We start from the raw sequence: 5,461 nt of genomic DNA, 5'->3' as shown, positions 1-5,461 counted from the left end.
CCGGACGCCGACGACGAGGTGCCCGCCCCGCGCTGCGGGACGGGCACCTCGACGTCGTTCACCGGACCGGATCACGTGAGGGTGGACCGCGAGGACTCGCGGATGGCGAGCACCGCCACCATTCCGGCGGCCATCACGCCCGCCCAGAACAGGGCGACGGGCCAGATCGCCCCGGAGGCGACCACCATGAGCCCGGCGGCGATCATGGGCGCGAAGCCGGCGCCCAGGGTGGACCCACCCTGGTAGGCCAGGGACGCGCCGGTGTACCGGACGCGGGTGGGGAACTGCTCGGCCACGAAGGCACCCAGCGGTCCGAAGAGCATGCCCTGGATGACGCCGTTGCCCATCACGATGGCGATGGCGAAGCCCCAGAGGGTGCCGTTGGCGAGCAGCAGGAGCAGCGGGTACGCGCACACCACGCCGAGCGCACCACCGGCCAGCAGCATCCGGCGTCGGCCGAACCGGTCGCTGAGCCGAGCCGCGACGAACGTGACCACGAGGGTGATCCCGGCGCCCACCGCCTTCCACAGGAGAACGTCGGTGCGCTCCACCCCGGACTCGACGGCGATCGAGACGCCCCACACGGTGAGCAGGCCTTGGCAGGCGGGGAAGCCGAGCGCCGCCACGAGGGCGAGCCCGACGGCGCGACGGTGGTTCCGCAGCACCTCGACGATCGGCACCTTCCGCTTGTCGCTCTCCTCCTGGAGCTGCTGGAACATCGGGCTCTCGGTGACCTTGAGTCGGATGACCAGGCCGATGACGATGAGCACGGCCGACAGCAGGAACGGCACGCGCCAGCCCCAGACGAGGAACTGGTCGCCCGTGGTGGCCGACATGAGGGTGACGACCAGCGTGGCCAGCAGGGCGCCCGCGGGCCCGCCCGCACTGGCGAACGACGTCGCGAAGCCGCGCTTCTCCGTCGGAGCGTGCTCGAGCGCCATCAGCGCGGCACCGCCCCACTCGCCGCCCACCGCGATGCCCTGCACCAGCCGCAGCAGCACCAGGATCACCGGGGCCGCGACACCGATCTGCGCCGTCGTCGGCAGCACGCCGATGAGCGTGGTGGCCACGCCCATGAGCAGCATGGACAGCACGAGCATCCGCTTGCGGCCGGCACGGTCGCCGAAGTGGCCGAAGATCACGCCGCCGACGGGCCGGGCCACGTAGCCGACGGCCAGGGTGACGAACGAGGCGAAGATGGCCACGCCCGCGTCCAGGCCGGCGAAGTAGACGCGGTTGAAGACGATCGACGCCGCCGTCCCGTAGAGGATGAAGTCGTAGAACTCGATCGCGCTGCCGATGAAGCCGGACGCGAGGATCCGGCGCATCTCGACGGTGGTCAGCGTCGCCTGCTGCCCGGAGGTGTCGGCCGGTGGCGGGGGCGCGCCCGGCACGGTGGGGGCCTTGCTCTGGAGAGTCACGATTCCTCCTTGAATCGTCGCTGATGATCGGGTCAGACCGCGAGCCGGTCCGTGGCCGGCCGCAGCTCGATGACGTCCAGGTCGTCCGGCACGTGAAAGGCGCCGTCGAACCCGTCGGCGCCGTAGCGCCAGACGGCCTCGGCGGCCGTGCCGGGCACGAGGTGGTGCAGCGCCAGCTGCCGAGCCCCCGCCTCGTCGGCCACCCGCACCGCGTCGCGCACGCTGGTGTGGGACTTGTAGTGGTGGTCGCGCGAGGCCCGCGCCTCGTCGTCGGTGCGCGAACCGTAGGTGCGCTCGATGAACTCGACGTCGATGGCCTCGTGCAGCAGCAGGTCCGTGTCGCGGGCGAGCCGGACCATGTTCGGGGTGAACGCGGTGTCGCCCGAGAAGGTCACCGACCCCGCCGCGGTCTCGAAGCGGAAGCCGAACGCCGGGGCCACCGGCGGGTGCTCGACGAGGATCGCGGTGACGGTGACGTGCTCGTCCTCGTGGACCATGAACGGTTCCATGTCCGGGGTCGGGTTGTCGTTCGGGTGGTAGCCCACCCCCGCGGGGACCTCGATGTCGCGCGGCGCGAACAGGTCGAGCGGGCTGGGCTTGAGGCTGTCGAGCACCCGGTCGTTCAGGTCCGTCGCGTGGGCCCGCACGAGGGCGTCGACCATGGCAGCCGTGCCGGGGGTCGGGTGGTCCGGCGCCACCGGTCGCGGCGGCACGGTGGCGCGCGGCGAGACCGGCGGGAGCATGCCCCGGTCGCCCGGACCCACGACGGGGACGGGGTCGCCGAGGCGGCCACCGAGCTCGTAGAGCCCGAAGACGAGCAGGCTGCCCAGGTCGACCGTGTGGTCGGAGTGCAGGTGGGTGAGGAAGACGCCGCGCAGGTCGCGCAGGTGTAGGCCCGCCTCGGCGATCCGCCGGCCGACACCGTGGCCGCAGTCGACGAGGTAGAACGCGTCGCCCACGACGACGGCGGTCGCGATACCGCTGCGTCGCGTCGGGACGCCGCGCGCCCACCATCGGGGTCCGCCGGCCGTGCCGAGGACGACGACACGAGGTCGCAGGTCGTCCGGGTTCATCCCTCGCGCTCCTTCGCTGCCGTGCCCGCCGCGTCGGCGCGGAGGGCTTGCCCCAGTGTGGTGGCGCGCACACAATCTGAACAGTCGATAGTTCCGAACTTCAGTATCAGGAGAATTGATGTCTGAGATCACGCTGCGGCAGATGCAGTACGTCGTGGCGGCCGTCGACGAGGGCTCCGTGACGGCCGCGGCGGCGTCGGCACACGCGTCCCAGGCCGCCGCCTCGATGGCGATCTCTCAGCTGGAGAAGGTGCTGGGGGCCGAGCTCTTCCTCCGCGCGGGCCCCCGCCGCCTGGTGCCGACCCCGGCGGGGCTGGAGTTCGTCCGCCACGCCCGGGCGATCCTGGAACGGGTGGAGGAGGCCCGCGGAGCCGTCGCCGACTCGCTGTCGGAGCTGAGCGGCGCGCTGCGCGTCGGCTGCAGCCACACCCTGTCGCCGCGCCTGGTGCCCGGGCTGGTGGCGCACTTCGCCGACACCTACCCGGCGGTCGACCTCAGCTTCCGCGAGGACGACCCGGCAGCTCTGCAGGACGAGGTGCGGCACGGGCGCCTCGACCTCGGTCTCGTGTACGGGCGACAGGCCGACGACGACCTCACGCGGGTGCCGCTCGCCGACGTCGTGCTCCACGCCGCGCTCCCGGAGGACCACCGGCTGGCGCACCGGGAGTCGGTGACGTTCGCCGACCTCGACGGCGAGCCGGCGATCCTGCTGAGCATCCCGCCCACGATCGAACGGCTCACCGAGACGATGGTGGCGGCCGGGATCCAGCCCCGGGTGCGGTGGACCAGCAGCAATATCGAGACGATCTACTCGATGGTGTCGCGCGGCCTCGGGTTCTCTCTCGTCAACAGCCCGCCGGCCGAGGGCGTGACGTTCGAGGGGAACCGGATCGTCTTCCGGCCCGTCCTCGGCACCGAGTCGATCAACACGATCGTGGCCGTGCTGCCCTCGGGCCGGCACCTGCCGCGCCGGGTCCGCGCAGCCCTCGACCACCTGGGACGGGCGACGGAGCGGCGCGGCGCCGATACTGGACCGCGAGGGGACGAGCCTGGCGACGGAAGGACGACGCGATGGCCGACCTGATGATCGACTACATCACCTCGCTCGACGGGTACGGCTCCGCCGAGGGCTGGCCCGGGCTGTGGGGCATGGGCGGGCCGGACTACTTCGCGTTCCTCGAGGCGGACGGCGCGGCCGACTTCGTCACGCTGATGGGCGCGACCACCTACCGGCTGTTCGCCGGCTTCGCCGAGACGGGCGAGGAGGAGATGGCCGAGCTCACCGCGCGCCGGAAGGTCGTCTTCTCCCGCACGCTGAGCGAGCCGCTCCCGTGGGCGAACACGACGCTGGTCGCGGGCGACGCCGTCGAGGCGGTGCGTGCGATGAAGGAGGACGACGTCCCGCTCCGCACGGTGGGGAGCCCCAGCCTGTGCCGGGCGCTGCTCGCGGCAGGCCTGGTCGACCGGTACCGCGTGGTCGTCTTCCCCGTGGTCAACGGCGCCACGGGCGGCGACCGCATGTACGACGGGTGGCCCGACGTCGCGCTGGAGCTCCTCGACAGCCGGACCCTCGACGGGCGCCTGCAGCTGCTCGAGTACGCCCCGACCGTGCTCGACGGGCCGCCCGGCGACCGCTGAGCGGTTACCGCGTGCGGTTCACCCGCAGGATCTCCTCCTGGTACGGCGCGACGACGGTGGGGGAGACGCGGCAGTCGAGCATGAGGAAGCGGCGCTCGTCCACCGGCTCCGCGGTCCACGACGCGAGCCGGTCGAGGTCGGCGAGCGAGCGGACCACGACGCCCTCGGCGCCGACCGCGGCGGCGAGCGCGGCGAAGTCGGTCTCGGGGATGCGCATGGGCTCCTCTGCGAGGCCCTGCCGACCGTAGACGTGCACCTCGGCGCCGTACACGGCGTCGTTCCACACGACCCCGATGCCTCGCCCGCCCGCCGTGCGCACCGCGGTCTCGAGGTCGGCCAGGGCCATGAGCCCGCCGCCGTCTCCGGTGGTGAGCACCACGGCGGCGTCGGGCAGGGCTGCCGCGGCGCCGGCGACGCCGGGGAAGCCGAGGCCGATGGACTGGTAGGCGGTGCCGACCATCATCATCCGGTCGGGGGAGGCGACGGGCCAGTACATGTTGGCCCAGCCGATGAAGTGGCCGCCGTCGGAGACGACCACCCGGTCCGTGGGGAGGAGGGCGCCGAGGCGGTGCGCGACGGCCCGCGGGTCGAGGCGGCCGTCCGCGGCGAGGCCGTCGGCGGCGCCCGGGTCGTGTGCGCGGGCTGCGGCGACGTCCACGGTCTCGCGCCAGCCGGAGGGCACGGCGCCGAGCGTGCGCAGCTCGTCGACGAGCGCGCGGGCCACCAGGGCGGCGTCGCCCCGCACGAAGCCGCCGACGTGCCGGTGGGTCGCCGCCGGGGCGACGTCGACCTGCACGATCCGAGTCCCCGGCGAGAAGAGGTCCCCGAACCGCATCGTGAACTGGTTGAGCGAGGCGCCGAGCACGACGGCGACGTCCGCCTCGCGCACCAGCGCCATGGCACCCTCGGCGCCGAAGCCGCCGGCGACGCCCAGGTCGTAGCGTCCGTCCGGGAAGACGCCGCGGCCCAGCGACGTCGTCGCGGTCAGGGCCCCGGTCGCCGCGGCGAGCTCGCCGAGCACCTCGCCCGCGCCGGCCAGCCAGGCACCGCGGCCCGCGAGCAGCAGGGGCCGCTCCGCGCCGGCCAGGGAGCGCGCGAGGTCGGTGATCGCGGCCGCGTCGAACGGTCCGGCCGGCGCGAGCGGACCCGGCAGCACGGGGAGCGGCGCGTCGGGGACCGGTCCCGCCTCGAGGGCGGCGACGTCGTAGGGGATGGCGAGCACGACGGGCACCCGGTAGGTGAGCGAGTGCTCGATCGCGATGACGGTGGTCGCGGGGGCGGGGGGGCGACCCGCCGGGTATGTGGGGGCGCCCCCCCCCCCCCCCCGCG

General features: G+C 73.7%; 5 protein-coding genes. 2 read left to right on the top strand and 3 right to left on the bottom strand.

Annotated features, from left to right (window positions below):
* Positions 1–71 precede the first annotated feature (71 nt).
* The gene (locus ACFT55_RS18815; RefSeq protein WP_380245373.1) at positions 72–1,421 is read right to left on the bottom strand and encodes an MFS transporter; all 1,350 of its coding nucleotides are present in this window, start codon (positions 1,419–1,421) and stop codon (positions 72–74) included.
* A gap of 32 nt (positions 1,422–1,453) precedes the next feature.
* Positions 1,454–2,494, bottom strand: coding sequence for an MBL fold metallo-hydrolase (locus ACFT55_RS18810; protein ID WP_380245372.1), 1,041 nt, complete (start codon positions 2,492–2,494; stop codon positions 1,454–1,456).
* 118 nt (positions 2,495–2,612) lie between these two features.
* Between ACFT55_RS18810 and ACFT55_RS18805 the strand changes: the two genes are divergently transcribed.
* Both ACFT55_RS18805 and ACFT55_RS18800 read left to right on the top strand, forming a co-directional pair.
* Positions 2,613–3,578, top strand: coding sequence for a LysR substrate-binding domain-containing protein (locus ACFT55_RS18805; RefSeq protein WP_380245371.1), 966 nt, complete (start codon positions 2,613–2,615; stop codon positions 3,576–3,578).
* Positions 3,566–4,132, top strand: coding sequence for a dihydrofolate reductase family protein (locus tag ACFT55_RS18800; protein ID WP_380245370.1), 567 nt, complete (start codon positions 3,566–3,568; stop codon positions 4,130–4,132). Before ACFT55_RS18805 ends, ACFT55_RS18800 begins: the two co-directional genes overlap by 13 nt.
* Positions 4,133–4,136: 4 nt before the next feature.
* On the opposite strand, the gene ACFT55_RS18795 is transcribed toward ACFT55_RS18800, so the two are convergent.
* The coding region (locus ACFT55_RS18795; RefSeq protein ID WP_380245369.1) for a thiamine pyrophosphate-dependent enzyme at positions 4,137–5,461 on the bottom strand (1,325 nt) is incomplete at its 5' end.

This window comes from Isoptericola sp. NPDC057191 (genome assembly GCF_042670225.1).
Taxonomy (GTDB): Bacteria; Actinomycetota; Actinomycetes; order Actinomycetales; family Cellulomonadaceae; genus Isoptericola.
Note: the sequence above shows the minus strand (reverse complement) of the source record. Positions and strands in the feature narration are given on the sequence as shown.

What these genes read in the sequence shown, in the direction of transcription:
- ACFT55_RS18810 (WP_380245372.1), bottom strand. Translation starts at nt 2,494, where the DNA reads ATGAACCCGGACGACCTGCGACCTCGTGTCGTCGTCCTCGGCACGGCC.
- ACFT55_RS18800 (WP_380245370.1), top strand. Translation starts at nt 3,566, where the DNA reads ATGGCCGACCTGATGATCGACTACATCACCTCGCTCGACGGGTACGGC.
- ACFT55_RS18805 (WP_380245371.1), top strand. Translation starts at nt 2,613, where the DNA reads ATGTCTGAGATCACGCTGCGGCAGATGCAGTACGTCGTGGCGGCCGTC.